Source organism: Kineothrix sp. IPX-CK, assembly GCF_039134705.1.
Classification (GTDB): domain Bacteria; phylum Bacillota; class Clostridia; order Lachnospirales; family Lachnospiraceae; genus Kineothrix; species Kineothrix sedimenti.
Genome location: NZ_CP146256.1, coordinates 2,188,257 through 2,208,537, shown reverse-complemented (window position 1 = coordinate 2,208,537; position 20,281 = coordinate 2,188,257). Strand labels below are relative to the sequence as shown.

Here is a 20,281-nt window from a genome sequence, read left to right as displayed (position 1 = left end):
GCTTTTTACAGCCAAAAGCTTAGGCTTAGCTGTTCCTTGTTGTCTGCATAGGCGATAACTCCGTCCGGGCTGTCCAGATATTCGAAAATCTCCTGCTCTTCGATCAACGCCTCCTCCATCTCCTCGTACACTGTCTTGTCGCTGCACTTTAACGTGACGTAGGTGCTCCCCTCTTCGTATTCTTTTATGAAGAGCTCTTTTAGCTTGTCCCTATCCACGGAAGAAAAATACGCCCCTTCCCGCACATAATAATTCGCAAGCATGGAATTGCATTCCGGCAGGGCTACCACATTTTCTATGGTATGTGTTTTGCTTAACTGTTCGGTGGTAACGCACAGGTAGTCGTAATTGATAGTCGGCAGATGCTCTTTCTCATATCCCGCGTCACCCTGTGCCTCCTCCATCTGATAAGAGGCATCCCCCCACGTAGGGTCTACATAATAATAATTTCCGTCTATCATTACCAGATTCCATGCATGGCCTTCCCCGTCGGAGACCCTTCCGATTACCAACGTAGAAAAAATATCCAGACGCCCAAGCAGATATTGCATAGCCTTCGCATAACCCTGACACACCGACTCTCCGTATAAAAAGACGGAACAGATATTCTGATTATCGGCAGCCTGCGAATTATATTCAGTGGCACCTATGATATATTCATAAATATACTTCACTTTTTCGTATTCATCCGAATCTGCTGGAAGTCCCGCCAGACATTTCTCCGCATAAGCATCGATGAGTTTCTGTCTGCGCTTCGCCTCTTCCTCATCGATGTGATAGGTCCCGGTAAACGTAATCTTTTTCAATTCCTCGCCCAGTGTATATTTGGTAAAGGTATACCCATCTACATAGAAAATTTCAGGATGGTCGTTTAAGACACACTGAAAAACTTTATCTATGCTGCCCGTATCCATGCTGGAAATGAGCACATCCTCTCCCCGACCCGAAAGCACCTGAAATATTTCCGTATAAATAATTTGCTCTTCTTCGGTAAGCCTTTCGAAATTGTAATTTCCTTTTTGTGCGGCAATAAGTCCCGGCATTTCTTCTTCCGTAAGGCCAAGCGCAGCCCGGACAGCATTATCGTCCTTCTCCGACTCCCCTAAGGTCTGAGGGGCCTTTGAGCTTTCCTCATTTGTCTCTTCCCCGCGTGTTTTGTACTCATTTTCTTCCGCATTTTTTTCTTCAGCCGTCGTTACGGGCGCTTTTTCTGGCGATTTCACTTCCGGAGCGCATCCCATGAGCAGAAGAAATACTAGTAAAAAGGCAATCCGATTCTTTTTCATCATTTAATCACGTCCAAATTCAGATAATATTAATCCTTCATTTCTGTCGAGTGTCATACCGATACTCCATTGATTGATAAAGAGAAGCAAGGGATTCCCCTTCATATCCTTCACCTTTTTCATATCGGAAGTTCCCGTCAGCTTTACCATATCGATATCTTTATTCTCTACCCAGCGAATGTATTCATAGGGAAGATTCTCAAGCCTTATTTCCACATTATATTCTTTTTCCAACCGGTATTTTAAGACCTCGAACTGCAGTACTCCTACCACGCCTACTATGATTTCCTCCATACCGGTATTAAATTCCTGAAAAATCTGAATTGCGCCTTCCTGCGCAATCTGTGTAATCCCTTTTACGAACTGCTTACGCTTCATCGTATCCATCTGGCGTACCCTCGCGAAATGCTCCGGTGCAAAGGTAGGTATTCCTTCATACTGAAATTGTTCCTTAGGCATGCAGAGTGTATCTCCAATGGAGAAAATTCCCGGATCAAACACTCCGATAATATCTCCGGCATATGCCTCATCCAATATCTTCCTCTCGCTTGCCATGATCTGCTGAGGCTGAGACAGGCGCATGATCTTCCCGCCCTGAATATGCTTCACTTCCATGCTTGCTTCGTATTTCCCGGAGCAGATTCTCATGAATGCGATTCTGTCCCGATGGGCCTTATTCATATTTGCCTGAATCTTGAATACAAATGCGGAAAAGTCGTTCTCCACCGGATGTATCAATCCTATATCCGCCTTTCTCGGAAGCGGTGTAGTCGTCATCTTAAGGAAATACTGCAAAAATATCTCCACACCGAAGTTCGTCAAGGCGGAGCCAAAAAATACAGGAGTCAATTCACCGGCCTGCACTACCTCCAGGTCGAACTGCGCACTGGCTCCGTCTAAAAGCTCGACTTCCTCTAAAAACTGCCCCTTCAAGTCCCCTCCTATATACTTGGAAAGCTCGTCCTCTTTCTCAATAGGGATTACAGTAATCTCCCCTTCCTTCGTCCCTTTTTGCGTATCCGCATACATGACTACGTTTTTTTCTCCTCTGTCATAAACACCTTTAAAGTTCTTGCCGGAGCCTATCGGCCAATTGATCGGACATGTGGCGATACCAAGCTCCCGCTCTATTTCATCCAAAAGTTCAAACATATCACCGGCGTCCCTGTCCATCTTATTAATAAAGGTAAAGATGGGAATTTTCCGCATGACACATACCTTAAAAAGCTTTCTCGTCTGAGCTTCTACACCCTTGGAAGCGTCGATGACCATAACTGCGGAATCCGCCGCCATCAGGGTACGATAAGTGTCCTCGGAAAAATCCTGATGTCCCGGGGTATCCAATATATTAATACAATAACCATCATATTCAAATTGCAGAACGCTGGAAGTAACGGAAATACCTCTCTCCTTTTCTATCTCCATCCAGTCGGAAACCGCATGCCTCGCGGTAGCCTTTCCCTTTACACTTCCGGCCAGATTGATTGCTCCTCCATAGAGCAGAAATTTCTCCGTCAAAGTGGTTTTTCCCGCATCGGGATGCGAAATAATCGCAAAAGTCCTCCGCTTGTTTATTTCCTCTGCATAGTTGCTCACATTTTTATCCTCCTGTTTCTCTTTTACGTTACTGTTCACTCCGTTCACAGCAACGCATGATTTCTGCATTTAAATTCGCTCTGCGAAGCAGAAATCATCTCTTGAGTCACGTTCTTACGCAGCTTAACAGCAAGTGTTAAGCTACTGTGTGAACAGTAACTCTTTTACAGCATCGTTTTTCCGTCAAACTGAGGCTCTATTTCAAAATAATCGAGTACCGTTGCACCGATATCCGCAAAAGTGTCTCTCGTACCCATGTTCTTCGGTTCTATATTTTTTCCGTACATAAGAAACGGCGTATGCTCCCTCGAATGATCCGTCGATACCGTATAGCCCGGATCGCATCCGTGGTCCGCCGTAATCATAAGCGCATCCTCAGGCCTCATTTTGCGAAGAATCTCAGGCAGTCTCGTGTCAAAGTAGGTGAGAGCCTTTGCATACCCATCGATGTCGTTTCTATGTCCGTACAGCATATCGTAGTCTACCAGATTGATGAAGCACAGTCCACAAAAATCTTTTTCCATCATTTCCAGCGTTTTATCGATTCCATCCTCATTGCTTTTCGTATAGGTGAATTCCGTGATTCCCTTTCCTGCAAAAATATCATTTATCTTTCCTACGGCAATAACGTCTCTGCCTTCCGCCTTAAGCTGGTCCAGCATGGTAACTGCCGGCGGCTCCAGAGAATAGTCATGTCTTCCCGAAGTGCGCACATAATTGCCGCTAACTCCGGCAAAAGGTCTGGCGATCACTCTTCCTACCCCGTGTTTTCCGGCAAGCAGCTTTCTTGCTATGGCGCAGTATCCATATAAGGTTGCAAGGGGAACGACATCTTCATGGGCAGCGATTTGAAATACGCTATCCGCAGAAGTATATATGATGAGCTTTCCGGTTTTCACATGCTCATCGCCGTAATCCTTTATTACCTCCGTGCCAGAATATGGCTTGTTACACAGTATCTCTTTTCCCGTCAGGGCTACGAATTCATCGATGACCTCCCCCGGAAATCCGTCGGGATAGGTGGGAAGCGGCTCCTTCGACAGGACTCCTGCGATCTCCCAATGTCCGATCGTCGTATCTTTTCCCTTAGATGCCTCTTTCATACGGGCAATTCTGGCCGCCGGATTCTCAGTCCTCTCCCCGCAGGTAACTCCATCTATGTTGAATAATCCCATGTCTCTCATATTAGGCATGGAAAAATAAGGACTGGATGCGGCAGAAGACAGGGTATTGGTACCTTCATCCCCATATTCCTTCGCATCCTCCATCGCTCCAATTCCTACACTATCGAGTACAATTAAAAATATACGTTTCATAAGTACACCTCTCTGCTTCTCTTTGCATGGCGCATCCGCCTGCCGGATGCGTCCAAATTACTGACTAGCGTTACATATTATAGCACATCTTTTCTCTCAAATAAACTCTTATATTTTTGCCGAAAAGCTCTCTTACAGACGGAAGCTTATTTTCTTATTTTGACTTCCTAATTACTCTGCTTATTCTGCCGCGGTCGTGCTTATAATAATCGTTTCAGGCGCTACTCCGGTTTTGCGGATAATGATGTCTTCGATCTGAGCGCGCTGCGCCTCTGACAACTCTGTCGCATTCACTACTACGTCCACGCCGGTGTCGCTGATGCTCACTACTACATCGGAAAAGCCTTTTGCTTCCAAAAGAATCTCGGCAGCGGTCTCTTTTTCCGCAATATCCGTAAGGGCTATCATATTATCAACGGCTTCCTGTTTCTGGCTCTCAGTAATATTGGCGTTGTTGATGATTTCCAATAATGTTTCTTTATTTTTTGCCCTTGTTTGTTCCTTTAACAGCTTAGCACCGGAAAGCGAGCTCGTGCTGGCGGTGGAAGTAAATACAGCTTCACCCGGCACTCCACTATCAGCAGGAGTGGTTTCATCTACGTTCTCCGCCATTCCTTCATCGAGATAATCAGCAACAACTACATCCCCATCGGAATCGAGGCTCTCAATATCTCCATAGGCGGAATCCAAAGCCGCATCTTCATCAGAAATATCAAAGAGCGAAGCAACATCCGTATCCACCGTATCGGAGTCAGCGCTATCTGCATTCAAACCGTTATCGTCGCTGACCACCGTGTCGCTTTCTACTGTCATTATATCCTCTTCTGTAACCTTCGTACCTGCAAAATTCAGGTAACCTGCAACAGCAATCATAATTGCAAGTGCAGTAATCATAATCTGGTTCTTTTTAAGCATATTTTTCACGCGATTCTCCCCTTTTCTTTATTCGGTTTCCTTATTCGGATTTCATTTTAATTATTTTAATTTTATGTGACTCTATATCAAATAATGCCACAATTGCTTCAGTAATATTTTTCCTTACCTCAGGTTTGTCACCTCCCTGAACTACGACCACTACACCTTCTATTTCGGGCTGTAAGGTTTTCACTACATAAGGTGTGCTGCTTCCGTCGCTTTCTTTCACATATACTGTTTCTTCCTGAATATCGGATGCTTCTATATTTCTGCTTCCGCCCCCTGCATCGTTTTCTGCCGTAGTACTCTTCGTCTCCGGAATATCCTTCTCCACAACGGCCTCCTTCGAGGTACCCGCCGTTATTGCCACCTTTGCTTTTCCAGCCCCCTCCATTGAGGAAATTACCTGTTCTAATTTATTCTCCATATATTGCTCATATGCCTCAGCGTCTCCTTTTATGGATGCCGGGGCATATATTTCTTCGTTATTAATATTTTCTTCCGACTCTGCGTTCTGCGTTACTTTCATTTTATCCGAATCCATGCTCCATATTCCTGAGTCCTTAGAATTTTTTTCCGAGGTCTGGGCGGTGGGAAGCGCAATGATAATAAGCAGGATTCCTGCAAGAATAAAAATAACGAACTGATCCTTCCCCGGCCGTTTTCCCTCTTTAATTTTTTTCCATATGCCGATTTTATTTTCTCCTTCCACCAGAGCCTCCTATTCCACGATTATTTCCACGTATGATTCATCCGTTCCCAAACGGCTGCAGAATTCTTTTTTCATTTCTGCTATTTCTCCTGCCTCTTCGCCTTCTGCATTCATATATGATCCTTCTGCTTCTTTTTTATCTCCATTCGAATATGTTTCTGTTTCTTCCGAAAGAGAATCTGAAACTTTCACGTCAATCTTCACCTCATCTACCATATCAATACCATAGCCACTGCCTTTTTCTACACCAGCAACTCCTACATATCCACTCTTTTCATGAAATATCTTTACCTTAAGTTTAGGCGGCTCTTCATATAAAAAGACCTCTCTTACCCCATATCCATAATTTTCCGCGATCTCCTCCAGATTCTTTTTGATTTCTTCCTGAAGTGCCTGCGTAAGTTCTCCATCTTCCTCTTCTTCATATACGATTTCGGCATCCTCCATCGCCTTATCCATTTCTATTTGAAATTCCTCTATGGCCGACCATATTTCTCCGTTGTCTGCCCCTAAAAGCAATGCTCTTACAGGAACAATAAACTGTGCCAATATCATGATACCGACCAAAATTTTCACATACCTTTCATAGGATTTCTCTGCCGCAAAGTGCAGAATGCTCTGTGCACATATAATAAAAATTCCTATACGTTTCATGAATTCCAAAAAAGAATATCCCACAGTTACATCCCCTTACCCGTCGTATATGCAACGACCGCTATTGTAATGATAAACAGTGCCACCGATGTAAATGTCGTGCGAAACAGCAAAAAACTTCCGTCCCCCACCCTGTCCGTACATCCCGTAATTCTCTTATCGCTTACAATTCCAACTAACGCCGCACTTCCTTTCATAATGCAGGCAATGATAAACAGCTTTGCCAAGGGAATAAGGCAAATAGCGAGAAGCAGGAGCAGCATGAGAATGCCGATGCTGTTTTTTATAAGTACGGCAGAACCTATGAGCATTTCTGTTACTCCCTCCGCAAGATTTCCAATTCCCGGTATGGCAGATACCGCTTTCTTCACTGCTGTCGCTCTAAGCGAATCTATAACAGGTGTTATCATTGATTGAAATAAGCTCAAACCCGTGATTGCTCCCATTGCCACTTTAAGCCCCAGCACAATTCCTTTTTTTAAAAACTCCAGCATAAGGGTAAGCCGTTCCTCCGCCCATATTCCATTCATCAAGGCTAGCAGCACGTAGCTGTATATAAGAGGCATCATAATACATAACAGTAGTTTTTCTACTCCATATACCAAGAATAACGTAAATTGGTAATATACTGCAGCTGTTGCCGCTCCGGTAGCCGCTCCGATTGCCATGAAATAAGTGGGAATGAACATCTTGATGAACAGCACAATATTTTCCACTGCCCCGGAAGCAATTTCAGCCGCAGCCAGAAATGACTTCATTAGCACCGCCATCAGCAGTAAGTAGAGAAAGTAAAAGCCGATATCCGCTATCTGATGACTTTTGAACATATCGGAGAAATTGGAGAAAAGTGCTGAAATAATGCCCAGAATTAAAATGGACACGAAGATGTTTCTCATTCCGGCCAGCTCGTTAAAGAGCATTCCCTTTACTCCGTCCCAAAGCAGTTTGATAGCGTTCCATATATCCCCCTTCAATATACTGGACAAGACCTCTTGTACGTCAAATTCGTAATTGGGCAGTATCCGGTCCAGATTATCAGATATTTCATCCATTCCATATTCTCCCCATATATTGGAAAAATCCACCGCGGCCTCCGCGGCATATACAGGCCTGTCCATGAAAAAAGAAAGAGCTAACACGAGCACTGCGCTGAGCAATATTTTTTTCATTATCCTCTTCCTATTTTTATTCATCCTGCAATCTCCTGAATACTTTTAATAATTGCCAGCAGAATCGGCATACCTGCAATAAGTACCGATAGCTTTCCAAAGATTTCCACCTGCCCGGCTATGGAAGAATATCCTGCATCTTTGCATATTCCTGAACAAAACTCACAAATATAAGTGATGCCTATTACCTTAAGCAAGATCTGGAAATATGTATTATTGGCGTTCATATATTGCTTCAGTTCTCCCATACTATTAAGCAATGAGCTAAGCCCCAGGACCGCCGCGGAAAAAATAATCAGGCACACGGCAAAGCCGATATATAGGCCGTATTCCTGCTTGTTCGATTTGAATTGCAAAGCAATCATAACACCTGCTATCCCTAACATTCCTACCTTTAGCACATCCATAGAAATACCATTCCTTTCTACTATAATTCGAACAGATTTTGAATCATGGTAAACAAATCGTAAATGTATGGAACGATCCATGTCAAAACGAGTATTAAGCCGGCCAGACTTATCAAAAAGGCATGCTCTTCCCTGCCGCTGTGCTTTAATATCTGGCTCAAAATGGTTATCAATATTCCTACTGCCGCAATTTTAAATATTAGACTAACGCCCATATTTCCCCCTTATGTACCGGTCATATTAGTATAATGGCGACAAGCAGACCGCCCATTACGCTTAAACTCATAATTACCTTGCTTTTATTTATCATATCTTCTTCCAGCTTCTTCACCGACAGCTCCAGGCGATGTAAATACTGCTCAATTGCTTCCGCCTGCATCTTCCCGTCCATATATCCGGCACAGTCTGCAAAGTCCAGACACACTCGCTTCTCTTCTTCAGACAGTGCCGTCCCTTTTAAACACTTTTTCATGCATTCCTTCCATATTTCAGAGAAAGAACACCCGCTATTTAATAGCATCTTTTCGTATATATCATGAAAAGCTCTTCCGTAAGGCTCTTTTATCCTGCTCCCTATTCTCCGGCAAGCTTCCGGCAAAGGTGCCTTGCTGTATGTAATTTCATTTTGCAGCATCTTGAATATCTGCTGTACCTGATATAATGCATTTAGATTATCTTTCATCCGGTTTTTCATAGATAGGCCGAGCCCAAAGCTTCCACCCACCAAAAATATGATTCCTATCAACCGTAACATAATTCGAAACTCCTGTTATAAATGGCTTTTATGCCACATCTTCCACCTACTTTTTCAAGCAATATGTAGCGCCCGAAACTTTTATTTTTCTTTAAATCGAATAAAAAACTCTTATTCATTACATCCTCCAAAGAATCCCCGTGTATAGTAGCTATTACTTTGCTCCCGCACTGCATGACCTGATATACCGCTTTCATGTCCTCCTCACATCCCAGCTCGTCTACTGCTACCGCCTGAGGGGACATAGATCTGATCAGCATCATCATTCCCAGGACCTTCGGGCAGGCGTCCAAAATATCCGTTCTCATCCCAATGTCGTTTTGAGGTCTTCCAAGATAACTGCCTGCAATTTCCGAGCGCTCGTCCACTACCCCCACCGCCATCCCTTTTCCATAGAGGTTCCCGTCGGATATCTGCCTTATCATATCCCGAAGCAGTGTGGTCTTTCCACAGCCTGGCGGAGAAATGAGTAAAGCATTAAGCAGTCTTCCCTCTTCGTATATATATGGAAGCAGCATATCTGCCGCTCCTTTGATTTCATGGGAAATACGTATGTTCATATAGCTTATATGCTTCATATTTCGTATAATATTGTTTTCCTGCAATATAACTTGTCCGGCAAGTCCGATTCTATGCCCTCCGGGTATAGTAAGAAATCCTTGTTTTATTTCATCAGCAAAAGCATACACAGAATATTCGCATATGTGATTCAATATAGCTTCCATATCCCTTTCTGACATGAGGCATGCACCCTCCTGCTGTCTCGTGACCTGTCCATCCTCCGATAGATACCATTCCTCATTTTGAAGAATAACGATGACTTCTCTGCCGATTCTAAGCCTTATTTCCTGCAGATTATCGGCTTGCTTTATAACGATTCCCCACTTGTCCCTCATATAATCGGGAAATATATGCAGAATTTCTTCTCCCTTTGCCACGCGCCTTCGCCTCCGTCCTCTTATCTCAATATATGAAATGTTGTCCAAGTTATTCCAAATTTTTTGTATCAAAAAAAATACATCCATTTTTTGAATTTCCATAGACAATATCATTTGCAGGTGATATGATTATCACATAAAACAGTAACGATTATTATTATCAAAACATATAAATAGAAAGAGAGGTATTTTTTATGACAAACTCATCTCAAATTGATAACTTAGTAAGCTTATTGGACGGCTATGCAGAAAAAGGCGGTCACCACCTGAATGTCAATGTATTGAATAAAGATACGCTCCTGGATGCTCAGAAGCATCCGGAAAAATATCCTCAGCTGACTATCCGCGTCAGCGGCTATGCGGTTAATTTTATTAAATTAACGCCCGAGCAGCAAAACGACGTTATAAGCAGAACCTTCCATGAAATCATCTAATTCTCCTCTATGCGATAGAATTACAGAAAAGTCTGCCGTACTGAATTTGTACGACAGACTTTTATTGTTGAAATCACCTTCAAGTGTGCAATTGATCAAATAATGCCGGAAGATTGTTAAACGGTGCGGAACAAACACCGTTATGACACAAGTAATACGTCGTTCCAGTTTCCGGAATCGGATAGCTTGACGTAAAAGGGGCTGCACGTTCCAATTCATCCTTATTTTCATTTGTTTTAATGAGTAATGACAAATTGGGTAAAGGTGTTCTTTTCAAACAGGTGACTAATTCCTTTGGAACATTTTTTTCCGAAGTTACACAGACAAGTTCAAAAGAAGAATAAACTGCCTGAGAGACCGCAAGCAACGCCATGCTGTGTCCGGCAGGATAATCCTGTATTGCCCCGGCTAAAAAGCAAAATTGCCGGTAACTCATTTGCTGCCACTTTGTATCACCTGTCAATTTTGAAAGGCATTCCAGCACAACTGCCGCTACCGAATTGCCGGATGGCATCGCCCCGTCATAAGTTTCTTTCGGACAACTGACCAACTGCTCACTATCTTTGGAATAGAGGAAAAATCCGCCTCGTTCCTGATCCCAGAATAGATCGGTCATCCGTTCTGAAATGTTGATAGCCTGCTGTAGATATTCAATTTCAAACGTGGCTTTATACAATTCAAGTAAGGCATAGGCATAAAACGCATAATCATCCAACTGACCGTCATGTGCCGCCTCACCTTCACGCCAACGAACCTTTAATTCACCATTCCCATCAGTCAGAGTATTTTGCAGAAAGTACTGCCCTTCCTTTGCTCTTTGTATATATTCCGGTCTGCCAAACAGCCACCCCGCTTTTGCCAAAGCTGCGATCATAAGTGCATTCCACGAAGTAAGCACCTTATCATCTTTATGCAGCTTAGTACGGTTCAGTCGGTAAGTGTACAGCTTATGAGAAAGTTCTTTTATACAGGAATCCTCCTCGGTATATTTAGGATTGTCCAGTAAATTTAAAATGTTCATTCCTTCGAAATTCCCATGCTCAGTGATCCCATACCATAAGCAGAAAATGTCTCCGTCCTGTTCACCCAATATATTAAATACTTCCCGTTTTGTAAATACATAATATTTACCCTCGACACCATCGCTGTCTGCATCTTGTCCGCAATAAAACCCACCTTTTTCATCATGCAGTTCGCGCATCACATAATCCAGAGTACGTTCTGCTACCATTTGAAAAAATATATCATTGGTGATATGGTATGCATCCAAATAGGCAAGCGTGAGCAAGGCATTGTCATAGAGCATTTTTTCGAAATGAGGTATAAGCCATTTTTCATCGGTGGAATAGCGGGAGAAACCGCAGCCAAGGTGGTCGAATATACCGCCGCGGAACATTTGAGTAAGCGAGTGCTTTACCATTTCTAACGCAGAAGAGTCTTTCTCCAGCAGAGAATAACGTAAAAGGAATAACAGATTGTGCGGTGCCGGGAATTTGGGGGCTGTTCCGAATCCTCCCCACTGCGTATCATATATTCTCTTAAATTGTTCAGCCGCTTTTGCCAAAAGAGCTTTATCAGGTTCCATGTTCTTTCCGAGGATTCCCTGCTGTTCATTTAATAAGGCTGTAACTTGTTCTCCCTTTGAAAGAAGCATCTTCCGGTCCGTTTCCCACAACTGTTTGACCGCTGTTAATAGTTCCATAAGTCCCATTCTGCCATAGGCTGCCGTTTTAGGCAAATAGGTTCCGGCCCAGAATGGTTTTTGCGCCGGCGTCATGATAACAGTAAGGGGCCAGCCGCCTGATCCGGTGAGCATTTGACATGCCGCCATATAGACTGCATCAATATCAGGACGTTCCTCTCGATCTACCTTGATACAGATATAATCGCCGTTAAGGACTGCCGCTACATCGGCATCCTCAAAGGATTCATGCGCCATGACATGACACCAGTGGCAGGTACTGTATCCAATACTTAAAAAAACAGGTTTGTCTTCTCGTGCTGCCCGCTCAAAGGCCTCCGGCTTCCAAGGAAACCAGTTTACAGGATTCGCGGCATGCTGGAGCAGATAGGGGGATTTTTCTTTACCTAATTTATTCAAACTGATTCCTCCGATAACTTTTTATTCCACCACGTGAAAAGGTGTTATGTGAATATACAAATCTATTTATTTTCAGTATTCATATTATATCAGTTCTTATACACTATTTATCAATAATAATATTTTTTTAATCTCATTAATCCATCTGGAAATATAGCTGCTAAGGCACAGAAATCCAGGATTATTTCTTTTGTTATTTGAGTCCGTTAAAAATATATATTTATTCAAAAAGTCTGCCGCACTTAAATTTGTACGGCAGACTTTTGAACTTAGAATGGTAAATCAAATCTGACAGAGACACCGATTTTAGACATAAAATCAATACCTCTTCTTAATCTCTAGATAGTTCCAACAATTGTTCCTTCATATGTTGCATTCGTAGATTTAGGAAAATGTGGCCAAATATCATAATTATACATCTTTAAATATAATGTACCACTCATATTAGTATTCCAGTCACTCTCATAGCCAGAATAACTAAATGTTGCAGGTGGAGTAATATGCCCTTCATATGAAATCATGTACGTCTTAGTCTTTGAAACTACAATAAATGGAGTAATCTCATTGAGATACAATCATTGTTGCCTTTTTACAATCTCTTGTTTCAATGATTTCAAAGAGGTCACGGCACTTATCCATGCTTAGTTCCATAAGACCGAAATCATCAATTACCAGCAAGTCATAAGCTGCCATCTGATTTGTATAATCGTAGGCATGACCAAGTTGACGTGCCTTTTCACTTTCTAGAAGAAGTGCATTGGCTCTGATATATTTTACTGTTCGTAGCTGTTGTAAAGCGGTAATGCATAGTGCATTCGCGATATAAGTTTTGCCTGCCCCAGCGCTACCAGTAATCAATAGATTTTTAGGTTCGTCAATCCATTCACATTTTTGTAGTAACTCAATGGTGTGAGTATCCAGCATACGATCTGATTCGTAAAGACCAGAATCAAAGTCTGCAGTCGGATATTTCAAGGACGCTTTCTTAAGTAGCTTGTTGAACTTTGTGTTCTGACGCTGATCCCATTCATAGTGAATAATCTCAGATATACGGGTATGAAAGTCCTCGAGTGCCGTGTTGGGGTTAAGGAACTGCTTCTCCAATGCCTCCGACATGTGGGACAGGCGGAGTTTAAATAGTTTGTCCAATAACAGATTTTCATCAGTGCTTAGCTTGTCATTGTATGTATAGTTTTTTTGTGTATAAGCCATAATTCTCACCTTACTTATAGAAGCCCTTTCCTCGGATGTTTTCGTGTTCAGGAAGAACTCCTGGACTAATCGGATTGCTTTGCATTCGACTTAATACCTGCTTAAATGTTTTGTAACGGCAGGAGTTCATTTGAATACACTGACGTGCTGTTTCTTCTACGATTCCATGCGGCATTTCTTTTACCGTATGAAGAAGCCCAGCACACGCATTATAGGCTTGTTCCTCGTGTTTAGAAGCTTTCAGTAGCCTATCAATGCATTCTTCCATGTTAGGTCCGAATACTGAAGCCCAGCGCCTATAGTAAGCACCATCCTTTTCATTGACTTCCTTGTAGTAAAGGTGTTCCGGTCTCATATGACTATCTTCTGTGATGTATTTGGGAAAGTCCTTGTAAGACCGTTTGTGTTTGCAGATCAATCTGTTGTATCCATCGCAGATACGGATTTCTGATGCTGTTGCCTTTATAATTGCAGGTTTTCCACAATGGGTATACACTACTGAATAGTAGTGATCGTCATACTCGATGTGGTAATTATCAGGAATTCTTGTGACTGTTTTGTAATCGCATACCGTGAAGCATCCGCCTGGCAGTGGTTTCATACACGGTTTGTCGTACTTTACAAATGCGTCGGCTCTTGAGTAATTCTTGTTTTGAAATTTCCTAGAGTTGAGGGTCGCTACTATTTTTTGTATGTCAGCGTTCAACTCTTCCAAAGAGATATAAATGTTCTCTTTGAGTTTTTCTACAAGATGGGTTTCAAGATAGCGCACGTGATTCTCCACGGTAGGTTTCCCTTTCGGTTTTCGAGGCGGTGGAGGGAGTACGATCGTATCGTAGAAATCTTCCAGATCAGAATAAGCAGACTGTAAAATCAGCTCATCCTTGGTATGCTTTGTAACAGCAGCTTTTAAATTGTCAGGAACAAGATACTTAGGTATCCCTTCATAGAATTGAAGTGCATGAACCGTTCCTGTCGAGAAGCTTTGCAACTTTTCATCTAAGAATGCTTCCGCATAGATATAGCTGCTAAGTCCCATCGTGGTTACGAATAAATGTACCTTCCGTATTTCGCCGGTTTCTGGATCCATTAATAGCTCTGGTTGGTCACCGACCCAATCGATGTACATTTTTTCTCCGGGAACGCGTTCCACTGCCATCTTGACATCACGCTTTCCAAAGTTTTGTTCTACGAAGCGGTTATAAAGTTCGTAGAACTGGGATTGTTCGTATCCATCAGGATGTTCCTGTTTGTATTCCATCCAACAGTAAGATACATTCACCTTACTTCCTTTGGAATGAATACGATTGAAATAGTGCTGGAATTCTGGTAGTTGGATGTCTTTGCGTTGTAGGTTCTCGGGTGGATAAAACAGCATCTCAACCTCAGGTGGTTCCATGGATTTTAGTTGCTCCAGGGCGAAACCCGAAGCATTGTAACGTTTTAGAATAAGCTGCACCGTTCCGGAGCCGATATGATATCGGTCTTGGATCACACTGATTGAGCACTTATTCTGGCGCATTTGAATCACGCAAATAATAGTGTTGTAGTCTTGCATTTGCATGCCTCCTTTCGTAGTTTGTTTTATGACTACGAAAGAACTATAACACGTTGAAAATATTTATGCAGTTAAAGCGGAAAGGCGTGCAGAACCGGTCGGAAGTGCCATGCAGTTGCTATCGGAATCGGCATGCAGATTGACCGGAATATGCAGAAAAACAAATAAATTATTTAAAAGTAATTATATTTTTTAGATTGAATCCTCTTGCAAAGTCTCATCAAGCCCCAAAAAGCAGAATTTCGCATTGTAAATTCTAGTAAAATGTTTATGACCCAGAAAGTCAATACCATAATCCTCGAAAACTCAAAAATATTAAAGAGATATAATATTATTAAAAAAATGATTATTCCTACCAAGTTTGCCCAAAAAATATTCTTCATTTCCCAACGATACCCATGAATATATTTTGTAATATAAGCTTTAAAAAAATAATATAAAACCAAATAACCTGGTATGATAAAAACCAGACCAAACATATATTTTCCAAATGATAAATGTAAATTTCCTCTTCCATACAGACCACTGCCAAGACATAAGTAATATGCCAATAGGTACGATACACCGATTATACATATATCTACAAAGGGATATATTATACTAAATTTCTTATAATTATCCTCTTTTTTTTCATCCAGATCTTCATAAGAATTTATAATGTCCTCTGCTATTTGTTTGACATTGCCCAAACTATAAACGGCATTTTCTTCCGTCATACCATTTTCCATTTTATCCAAAATTATTTCTTCATAGTCATTAATGCTCTTTTTTCTCTCATCTTTCGTCAAACGCTTTAGTTCATGATTCAATTCCTTTAAAAATTGATTCTTCATTTTTATTTGCCTACTTCCCAATAAAATCTAAAATTTTAATTATTTGCTCCCTTTCTTGACGAAACATACCTAAATATATATGACCCTTATCCGTTAAATGAAAATATTTACGCAACCGATGGTTATGTTCTACCATATATGAGATTACATTATTCCCTGCTTCCATTCTCCGTAATATAGTATACAAGGTTGCCTCTGAAATCTCGATATGACACGATATATCCTTTATAATTTGATATCCATAAGAATCTTGCTTTTCCAAAACAGCCAAAACACAAAATTCCAAAAATCCTTTTCTTAGTTGTGCATCCATATAATACCTTCTTATACATAATACTATATATTACATAGTATAATCTGTCAATATATTTTATAATATATGTTTAATAAAAAGGAAGCTTTATACATCAAAGCTTCCTCTTGTCATATTTATTGCTATCTCTTCAATTATACCTGAGCTACGTCCTTCATAGAAAAGCTGAGTCTTCCCATCTTATCCTTGCCAAGGCATACTACCGTCACCTTGTCTCCGAGAGACAGTACATCCTCCACACGATTGATTCTTTCTTTTGCAATCTTGGAAATATGAACCATTCCTTCTTTACCCGGCGCAAATTCAACAAATGCTCCGAAATCCTTTATGCTGACAACCGTCCCTTTGAAAATCTGTCCTTCTTCGAAGTCAGTCGTGATGATTTTAACAATTTCCACCGCTTTATCCATCATCTCGGCATCTGTACCGCAGATAGATACTTTTCCATCATCGGTAATATCGATCTTAACACCGGTGCGCGCAATAATTTCATTAATGGTCTTGCCGCGCTGTCCTACCACATCACCGATTTTCTCCGGATCGATCTGAACAGAAATAATCTTAGGTGCATACGGTCCCACTTCTTTTCTGGGTTCCGCGATAGCGGGAGTCATGATCTCATTAAGAATATACTCTCTCGCTTCCTTCGTCTTTTGAATCGCTTCCTCTACGATAGGTCTGGTCAAACCGTGAATCTTAATATCCATCTGAATGGCAGTAATTCCATCATGAGTACCCGCTACCTTGAAGTCCATATCTCCAAAGAAATCTTCCAAGCCCTGAATATCCGTAAGCACGATATAGTCATCGTCGCCTTCTCCCGTCACAAGACCGCAGGAAATACCTGCAACCGGTCTGCGAATGGGAACTCCGGCAGCCATAAGGGACATGGTGGATGCACAGACAGACGCCTGAGAGGTAGAGCCATTGGATTCAAACGTCTCAGATACCGTACGGATCGCATACGGGAATTCCTCTTCCGTAGGAAGTACCGGAATGAGAGCCTTCTCCGCCAGTGCTCCGTGTCCTATTTCCCGGCGTCCGGGCCCTCTGCTGGGCTTCGTCTCTCCTACGGAATAGGACGGAAAATTATAATGATGCATATATCTTTTATTTACTTCATTTTCATCCAAACCGTCAATTCTCTGCATATCAGACAGGGGTGCCAGCGTCGTCACCGTACAAATCTGTGTCTGGCCGCGCGTAAACATCGCTGAACCATGCACTCTGGGAATCAAATCGATTTCGGCAGCAAGATGTCTGATCTGCGTAATAGCACGACCGTCCGGACGCTTATGGTCCTTTAAAATCATCTTACGCACTGTCTTCTTCTCATACTGATAAATAGCTTCACCTAAAATAGCAAGCCACTCTTCGTTCTCCGCAAAGGCCTCTTCTAATTTTGCCGTAATCTTTCTTATATTCTCTTCACGCACCTGTTTCTCGTCCGTGAATACTGCTTCTTCCATTTCTTCAGGAGTTACTATTTTCTTCATCTCCTCGAACATTTCCGCCGGTACTGCACAGCTTGTATATTCGTGCTTCGCTTTTCCTACTTCGTCAACGATCTTGTTGATGAATGCGATCAGCGTCTGATTGATTTCATGGGCCATATAAATCGCTTCAATCATCTTACCTTCGGGTACCTCGTTAGCACCCGCCTCAATCATAATAACTTTTTCGGCGGTAGAAGCTACGGTAAGATTTAGATCACCGATTTTCCACTCCTCTTGGGAAGGGTTGATGACGAACTCACCGTCTATCATGCCTATCTGTGTCGTTGCGCACGGTCCGTCAAAGGGAATGTCTGAAATACATGTTGCAACTGCGGAACCGATCATAGCTACCAATTCAGGACGGCAGGTCGGATCTACAGACATTACCATATTGTTGAGAGTGACATCATTTCTGTAATCCTTAGGGAAAAGAGGTCTCATCGGTCTGTCGATAACGCGGCTCGTCAAAATGGCGTTCTCAGAAGCCTTACCCTCTCTTTTATTAAAGCCACCGGGAATCTTTCCTACTGCGTATAATTTTTCTTCATATTCTACGCTTAAAGGGAAGAAATCGATTCCTTCTCTCGGCTTCTCAGAAGCCGTAGCCGTGCAAAGCACGGTAGTCTCACCATACTGCATGAACGCGCAGCCGTTTGCCTGCTTGCCGACTCTGTCTATATCGATGCTCAGAGTTCTGCCAGCAAGATCCATTGTAAAAGTTTTGTAATTTTTTTCCATTTACTCTTTTTCTCCTTTTTTATACTTAAAAGGCAAGAGATACCGAAACTACTGATGTACTCTCGAAGCAGAAAACATTTTAAGTTCGAGCTCACATCAGTGGTCTCGGAGTATCCCCTCCGCCTTTTATTAACATATCCTATTTACGCATAAAAAGACGGACACTGCAACCTATCAGTCTGTATCCGCCTTTTTTCCATTTAATAATTACTTTCTGATTCCAAGTCTTTCAATTAAAGAACGGTATCTCTCAATGTCGGTTTTCTTCAAATAACCGAGAAGACCACGTCTCTGTCCAACCATTTTGAGAAGCCCTCTTCTTGAGTGATGATCCTTCGAATTGCTCTTCAAATGCTCTGTAAGCTCCTGAATTCTCGCTGTAAGTACCGCAATCTGTACCTCCGGTGAACCGGTATCGCCTTCTGTTCTGGCGTATTCCTGAATAATCGATGTTTTCTTTTCCTTTGAAATCATTTGATTTCCTCCTTCTTGTCTTAACGCCGTATACTAAGATGGGGTCGGAGTCGTCCCTAATCTGAGTATCGGTTCCATATCATACTTTGTCATTTTAACACATTTTATTCTTCATGTAAACACTACAAATCAATCTTTTGGCAAAACCCGTACTATTTTTGCAGGAGTTCTATAATTATATTGGGAAATCTTGATTCCCGTCTTAGGACTGCTGGCATGCACCACCTGCCCCCCGCCGATATACAACGCTACATGATTGATGCTGCCGCCCTTCGCATAGAAAATCAAATCACCGGGCTGCGCTTCAGAAATGGATATTTTCGTTCCTGTCCCCGCCTGTGACCCTGAATTTCTAGGCAGAGAGATACCAAAATTCTTAAATACGCTGAGCACAAAACCGGAACAATCCGCGCCCTTGGTCAGGCTGGTTCCGCCCCACACATAAGGATTCCCTACAAACTGCTTTGCATATTGGCACAAATCCACACGAACATTGGACACACCCTGCCCATATAACAACTCAGTCATCGTAATAGCATTTGCAAGCTTCTCCTCTACGCTGACATATTCTGCCGCAACATAATTCTCCTCATCGTCGATTAAAATCTTAACCCAGTCGCCTTCTACTGCTACTACGTCAAGTTCCTCTCCTTTAGGAACCATGGTAATCACTTCACAGTCCGTATTCGGCTTTTCCCTGACCTTTAAGCTGTCGCTATTGACTACTGCAACTACGGCCATAGCTTCGTTGGCACGCTTTTTTGCATTCCAGCCATTCAATAGGAATTCGCTCTTCACATAGCCCTCTACCTTTCCGGACTTGATAAGCGTCCACTCACCTTCGTTCTTTATTATTTCACATGCCGCATTCTTCGGAAGCTTCCCTACCAGTTTTCCGTCATCTGCAGGCGTTTGTCTTATATTTAAATTATTGTCCACATTGGAAATACCGAGATTCGTATATCCCCAGAGCGCGCCCTGAGCCTCATCTGCCGCAGCGATATATTCTTCCTGCGTCTTTTCCGTTTCCAGCAAGGCCGCTGCTCCTACCGGCTGTGCTATGGATTCCTTTATAGGCTCCGTGACCGCAATCGCTTTCGGCTTGAACACACTGGCCGTAGTAATGCCTTCGGCTATGGAATAATTCGTTCCCAGTTCATTGTTTGCAACAGTGGAAACCTCTTTCGACAAAAACAGCTTCTCCAGCGCTTCACTGCCTTCTATTGCATGTACCGGAGTATTCTGCAGTAAGATCATTCCCGTTATGCACATACTGGCAATGCCCGTCATTTTATATTTCATGAAAACCTCCGCGATATATTACAGAATTATTAAATATATTACAGGGTTATTATAGCAACAGAGCATACTGCTG

Annotated in this window: 20 protein-coding genes; 1 reads left to right on the top strand and 19 read right to left on the bottom strand. The window is 42.3% G+C overall.

Features of this window, described 5'->3' with window-relative positions; translation table 11 throughout:
• Positions 1 to 5 precede the first annotated feature (5 nt).
• From V6984_RS10685 to spoIIIAA, 11 genes are all read right to left on the bottom strand, one after another.
• On the bottom strand, positions 6 to 1,289 hold the full coding sequence (locus V6984_RS10685; protein ID WP_342759766.1) for a transglutaminase domain-containing protein: 1,284 nt from the start codon (positions 1,287 to 1,289) through the stop codon (positions 6 to 8).
• The gene (locus V6984_RS10680) at positions 1,290 to 2,882 is read right to left on the bottom strand and encodes a peptide chain release factor 3 (RefSeq protein ID WP_342759985.1); all 1,593 of its coding nucleotides are present in this window, start codon (positions 2,880 to 2,882) and stop codon (positions 1,290 to 1,292) included. It lies immediately after the preceding gene.
• Between the two features lie 164 nt (positions 2,883 to 3,046).
• The gene (locus tag V6984_RS10675) at positions 3,047 to 4,198 is read right to left on the bottom strand and encodes a phosphopentomutase (RefSeq protein WP_342759765.1); all 1,152 of its coding nucleotides are present in this window, start codon (positions 4,196 to 4,198) and stop codon (positions 3,047 to 3,049) included.
• Between the two features lie 180 nt (positions 4,199 to 4,378).
• Positions 4,379 to 5,113 carry a SpoIIIAH-like family protein gene (locus V6984_RS10670; RefSeq protein WP_342759984.1) on the bottom strand — a complete coding sequence of 245 codons (735 nt, stop codon included), beginning with the start codon at positions 5,111 to 5,113 and terminating at the stop codon, positions 4,379 to 4,381.
• A 40-nt stretch (positions 5,114 to 5,153) separates the two neighbouring features.
• Complete coding sequence (locus V6984_RS10665) at positions 5,154 to 5,825, bottom strand: hypothetical protein (RefSeq protein WP_342759764.1); 672 nt, start codon at positions 5,823 to 5,825, stop codon at positions 5,154 to 5,156.
• A 9-nt stretch (positions 5,826 to 5,834) separates the two neighbouring features.
• Entirely contained in the window at positions 5,835 to 6,503 is a 669-nt protein-coding gene (locus V6984_RS10660; RefSeq protein WP_342759763.1) for a stage III sporulation protein AF, read from the bottom strand.
• A 2-nt stretch (positions 6,504 to 6,505) separates the two neighbouring features.
• Entirely contained in the window at positions 6,506 to 7,672 is a 1,167-nt protein-coding gene (locus tag V6984_RS10655; protein ID WP_342759762.1) for a stage III sporulation protein AE, read from the bottom strand.
• Positions 7,669 to 8,055 (bottom strand): SpoIIIAC/SpoIIIAD family protein, encoded by a 387-nt coding sequence (locus V6984_RS10650; protein WP_342759761.1) that lies wholly within the window; start codon positions 8,053 to 8,055, stop codon positions 7,669 to 7,671. Before V6984_RS10650 ends, V6984_RS10655 begins: the two co-directional genes overlap by 4 nt.
• A 20-nt stretch (positions 8,056 to 8,075) precedes the next feature.
• A complete protein-coding gene (spoIIIAC, locus tag V6984_RS10645; RefSeq protein ID WP_342759760.1) occupies positions 8,076 to 8,270 on the bottom strand; it encodes a stage III sporulation protein AC in 195 nt (64 codons plus the stop codon).
• A 20-nt stretch (positions 8,271 to 8,290) separates the two neighbouring features.
• The gene (locus V6984_RS10640; protein ID WP_342759759.1) at positions 8,291 to 8,809 is read right to left on the bottom strand and encodes a stage III sporulation protein AB; all 519 of its coding nucleotides are present in this window, start codon (positions 8,807 to 8,809) and stop codon (positions 8,291 to 8,293) included.
• Positions 8,797 to 9,747 carry a stage III sporulation protein AA gene (spoIIIAA, locus tag V6984_RS10635; protein ID WP_342759758.1) on the bottom strand — a complete coding sequence of 317 codons (951 nt, stop codon included), beginning with the start codon at positions 9,745 to 9,747 and terminating at the stop codon, positions 8,797 to 8,799. The genes V6984_RS10640 and spoIIIAA overlap by 13 nt, the downstream gene beginning before the upstream one ends.
• A gap of 194 nt (positions 9,748 to 9,941) precedes the next feature.
• Here spoIIIAA and grcA3 point away from each other — a divergent pair, with 194 nt between their 5' ends.
• A complete protein-coding gene (grcA3, locus tag V6984_RS10630; RefSeq protein WP_342759757.1) occupies positions 9,942 to 10,181 on the top strand; it encodes an autonomous glycyl radical cofactor GrcA3 in 240 nt (79 codons plus the stop codon).
• 79 nt (positions 10,182 to 10,260) lie between these two features.
• On the opposite strand, the gene V6984_RS10625 is transcribed toward grcA3, so the two are convergent.
• The 8 genes from V6984_RS10625 to V6984_RS10590 all read right to left on the bottom strand — a co-directional run bounded on the left by V6984_RS10625 (position 10,261) and on the right by V6984_RS10590 (position 20,208).
• Positions 10,261 to 12,282, bottom strand: coding sequence for a thioredoxin domain-containing protein (locus tag V6984_RS10625; RefSeq protein ID WP_342759756.1), 2,022 nt, complete (start codon positions 12,280 to 12,282; stop codon positions 10,261 to 10,263).
• Between the two features lie 561 nt (positions 12,283 to 12,843).
• Positions 12,844 to 13,494, bottom strand: coding sequence for an ATP-binding protein (locus V6984_RS10620; protein ID WP_342759755.1), 651 nt, complete (start codon positions 13,492 to 13,494; stop codon positions 12,844 to 12,846).
• 10 nt (positions 13,495 to 13,504) lie between these two features.
• Complete coding sequence (gene istA / locus V6984_RS10615) at positions 13,505 to 14,989, bottom strand: IS21 family transposase (RefSeq protein WP_342756614.1); 1,485 nt, start codon at positions 14,987 to 14,989, stop codon at positions 13,505 to 13,507.
• Positions 14,990 to 15,225: 236 nt separating this feature from the next.
• The gene (locus V6984_RS10610) at positions 15,226 to 15,885 is read right to left on the bottom strand and encodes a DUF1700 domain-containing protein (protein ID WP_342759754.1); all 660 of its coding nucleotides are present in this window, start codon (positions 15,883 to 15,885) and stop codon (positions 15,226 to 15,228) included.
• 10 nt (positions 15,886 to 15,895) lie between these two features.
• The gene (locus tag V6984_RS10605) at positions 15,896 to 16,198 is read right to left on the bottom strand and encodes a PadR family transcriptional regulator (protein ID WP_342759753.1); all 303 of its coding nucleotides are present in this window, start codon (positions 16,196 to 16,198) and stop codon (positions 15,896 to 15,898) included.
• A 134-nt stretch (positions 16,199 to 16,332) separates the two neighbouring features.
• Entirely contained in the window at positions 16,333 to 18,432 is a 2,100-nt protein-coding gene (locus V6984_RS10600) for a polyribonucleotide nucleotidyltransferase (RefSeq protein WP_342759752.1), read from the bottom strand.
• A gap of 207 nt (positions 18,433 to 18,639) precedes the next feature.
• Entirely contained in the window at positions 18,640 to 18,906 is a 267-nt protein-coding gene (gene rpsO, locus V6984_RS10595; RefSeq protein WP_342759750.1) for a 30S ribosomal protein S15, read from the bottom strand.
• Positions 18,907 to 19,035: 129 nt separating this feature from the next.
• A complete protein-coding gene (locus V6984_RS10590; RefSeq protein ID WP_342759749.1) occupies positions 19,036 to 20,208 on the bottom strand; it encodes an NlpC/P60 family protein in 1,173 nt (390 codons plus the stop codon).
• Between the last annotated feature and the right edge of the window lie 73 nt (positions 20,209 to 20,281).

What these genes read in the sequence shown, in the direction of transcription:
- V6984_RS10685 (WP_342759766.1), bottom strand. Translation starts at nt 1,289, where the DNA reads ATGATGAAAAAGAATCGGATTGCCTTTTTACTAGTATTTCTTCTGCTC.
- V6984_RS10675 (WP_342759765.1), bottom strand. Translation starts at nt 4,198, where the DNA reads ATGAAACGTATATTTTTAATTGTACTCGATAGTGTAGGAATTGGAGCG.
- V6984_RS10670 (WP_342759984.1), bottom strand. Translation starts at nt 5,113, where the DNA reads ATGCTTAAAAAGAACCAGATTATGATTACTGCACTTGCAATTATGATT.
- V6984_RS10655 (WP_342759762.1), bottom strand. Translation starts at nt 7,672, where the DNA reads ATGAATAAAAATAGGAAGAGGATAATGAAAAAAATATTGCTCAGCGCA.
- V6984_RS10650 (WP_342759761.1), bottom strand. Translation starts at nt 8,055, where the DNA reads ATGGATGTGCTAAAGGTAGGAATGTTAGGGATAGCAGGTGTTATGATT.
- spoIIIAC (WP_342759760.1), bottom strand. Translation starts at nt 8,270, where the DNA reads ATGGGCGTTAGTCTAATATTTAAAATTGCGGCAGTAGGAATATTGATA.
- V6984_RS10640 (WP_342759759.1), bottom strand. Translation starts at nt 8,809, where the DNA reads ATGTTACGGTTGATAGGAATCATATTTTTGGTGGGTGGAAGCTTTGGG.
- grcA3 (WP_342759757.1), top strand. Translation starts at nt 9,942, where the DNA reads ATGACAAACTCATCTCAAATTGATAACTTAGTAAGCTTATTGGACGGC.
- V6984_RS10620 (WP_342759755.1), bottom strand. Translation starts at nt 13,494, where the DNA reads ATGGCTTATACACAAAAAAACTATACATACAATGACAAGCTAAGCACT.
- V6984_RS10610 (WP_342759754.1), bottom strand. Translation starts at nt 15,885, where the DNA reads ATGAAGAATCAATTTTTAAAGGAATTGAATCATGAACTAAAGCGTTTG.
- V6984_RS10605 (WP_342759753.1), bottom strand. Translation starts at nt 16,198, where the DNA reads ATGGATGCACAACTAAGAAAAGGATTTTTGGAATTTTGTGTTTTGGCT.
- V6984_RS10600 (WP_342759752.1), bottom strand. Translation starts at nt 18,432, where the DNA reads ATGGAAAAAAATTACAAAACTTTTACAATGGATCTTGCTGGCAGAACT.
- rpsO (WP_342759750.1), bottom strand. Translation starts at nt 18,906, where the DNA reads ATGATTTCAAAGGAAAAGAAAACATCGATTATTCAGGAATACGCCAGA.
- V6984_RS10590 (WP_342759749.1), bottom strand. Translation starts at nt 20,208, where the DNA reads ATGAAATATAAAATGACGGGCATTGCCAGTATGTGCATAACGGGAATG.